1 pseudogene is annotated in these 257 nt (G+C 29.6%); it reads right to left on the bottom strand.

The window, feature by feature from the left end:
• Positions 1–257: pseudogene (locus FOT98_RS32080) on the bottom strand (tyrosine recombinase XerS); the annotation flags it as partial.

Here is a 257-nt window from a genome sequence, read left to right as displayed (position 1 = left end):
AAAAAGTAATTGTATTTACGAGTAGAAGTTTCTTTCAGAATAAATTCATAATCGTTTGCTAGAAAGCGCAGGAATGCAGCATCATCATTATTATTAAATATCATATTCGCTACATCATCTGCTCTTGCTGCAGCATCTATTTTTTCTTTATGTAATTCTATTTTATCCATTACATTTCGTGAAAGATAGCTATTCCCATATTCATCTTCAGTTTTTTGTGAAAGGTATTTAAAAAGAGATTTTAAAGCCGAAAAGGT

Origin of the sequence: Bacillus sp. HY001 (assembly GCF_007558965.1) — a bacterium.
In the GTDB taxonomy this organism is placed as follows: domain Bacteria; phylum Bacillota; class Bacilli; order Bacillales; family Bacillaceae_G; genus Bacillus_A; species Bacillus_A mobilis.
Note: the sequence above shows the minus strand (reverse complement) of the source record. Positions and strands in the feature narration are given on the sequence as shown.